This is a genomic window from Pseudoalteromonas sp. NGC95 (assembly GCF_015864705.1).
Classification (GTDB): domain Bacteria; phylum Pseudomonadota; class Gammaproteobacteria; order Enterobacterales; family Alteromonadaceae; genus Pseudoalteromonas; species Pseudoalteromonas arctica.
In genome coordinates this window covers 1-1951 of sequence record NZ_JADYWR010000053.1, presented here as the reverse complement: position 1 = coordinate 1951, position 1951 = coordinate 1, and the positions used below count along the sequence as shown (strand labels likewise).

At 49.8% G+C, this 1951-nt stretch carries 1 rRNA gene; it reads right to left on the bottom strand.

Annotation, left to right across the window (positions count from 1 at the left end):
- Positions 1 to 1951, bottom strand: a 23S ribosomal RNA gene (locus tag I6E70_RS20475); the annotation flags it as partial.

Below are 1951 nucleotides of genomic sequence, written 5' to 3'. Positions count from 1 at the left end.
TGCTTCAAAGTCTCCCACCTATCCTACACATGTAGGTTCAATGTTCAGTGCCAAGCTGTAGTAAAGGTTCACGGGGTCTTTCCGTCTAGCCGCGGGTACACAGCATCTTCACTGCGATTTCAATTTCACTGAGTCTCGGGTGGAGACAGCGTGGCCATGGTTACACCATTCGTGCAGGTCGGAACTTACCCGACAAGGAATTTCGCTACCTTAGGACCGTTATAGTTACGGCCGCCGTTTACCGGGGCTTCGATCAAGAGCTTCTCCCTAAGGATAACCCCATCAATTAACCTTCCGGCACCGGGCAGGTGTCACACCGTATACGTCATCTTGCGATTTTGCACAGTGCTGTGTTTTTAATAAACAGTCCCAGCCACCTGGTCACTGCGGCTCCCGTCCGCTTAGAGAGCAAGTCTCATCACAGATAGGAGCGTACCTTCTCCCGAAGTTACGGTACGATTTTGCCTAGTTCCTTCACCCGAGTTCTCTCAAGCGCCTTAGTATTCTCTACCTGACCACCTGTGTCGGTTTGGGGTACGATTCCATATAATCTGAAGCTTAGAGGCTTTTCCTGGAAGTATGGCATCAGCAACTTCATCACCGTAGTGACTCGTCTCGTGTCTCAGGTTTAGTGTTTGTCCGGATTTACCTAAACAAACGCCCTACTCACTTTCACATAGACTACCAACGCTATGCTTGCTTAGCCTGCTCCGTCCCCCCATCGCAATTATATCGAGTACAGAAATATTAATCTGTTTCCCATCGACTACGCCTTTCGGCCTCGCCTTAGGGGTCGACTTACCCTACCCTGATTAACATGGGATAGGAACCCTTGGTCTTCCGGCGTGGGAGTTTTTCACTCCCATTATCGTTACTCATGTCAGCATTCGCACTTCTGATACCTCCAGCATACCTCCCGGTACACCTTCAACGGCTTACAGAACGCTCCCCTACCACTCAGAATAAATTCNTTCCGGCGTGGGAGTTTTTCACTCCCATTATCGTTACTCATGTCAGCATTCGCACTTCTGATACCTCCAGCATACCTCCCGGTACACCTTCAACGGCTTACAGAACGCTCCCCTACCACTCATCCTAAGATGAATCCGCAGCTTCGGTGCATAGTTTAGCCCCGTTACATCTTCCGCGCAGACCGACTCGACCAGTGAGCTATTACGCTTTCTTTAAAGGATGGCTGCTTCTAAGCCAACCTCCTGGCTGTCTGGGCCTTTCCACATCGTTTCCCACTTAACTATGACTTTGGGACCTTAGCTGGCGGTCTGGGTTGTTTCCCTCTTCACGACGGACGTTAGCACCCGCCGTGTGTCTCCCGGATATTACTTTACGGTATTCGGAGTTTGCAAAGGGTTGGTAAGTCGGGATGACCCCCTAGCCTTAACAGTGCTCTACCCCCGTAAGTATTCGTCCGAGGCTCTACCTAAATAGATTTCGGGGAGAACCAGCTATCTCCCGGTTTGATTAGCCTTTCACTCCTAGCCACAGGTCATCCCCTAACTTTTCAACGTTAGTGGGTTCGGTCCTCCAGTTGATGTTACTCAACCTTCAACCTGCCCATGGCTAGATCACCGGGTTTCGGGTCTATACCTTGCAACTATTCGCCCAGTTAAGACTCGGTTTCCCTACGGCTACCCTATTCGGTTAACCTCGCTACAAAATATAAGTCGCTGACCCATTATACAAAAGGTACGCAGTCACCCAACAAGTGGGCTCCTACTGCTTGTACGTACACGGTTTCAGGTTCTATTTCACTCCCCTCACAGGGGTTCTTTTCGCCTTTCCCTCACGGTACTGGTTCACTATCGGTCAGTTGGGAGTATTTAGCCTTAGATGATGGTCCACCTATATTCAGTCAAAGTTTCACGTGCTCCGACCTACTCGATTTCACTTAAAATGTCTTTTCATGTACGGGACTATCACCCTGTATCGTGGC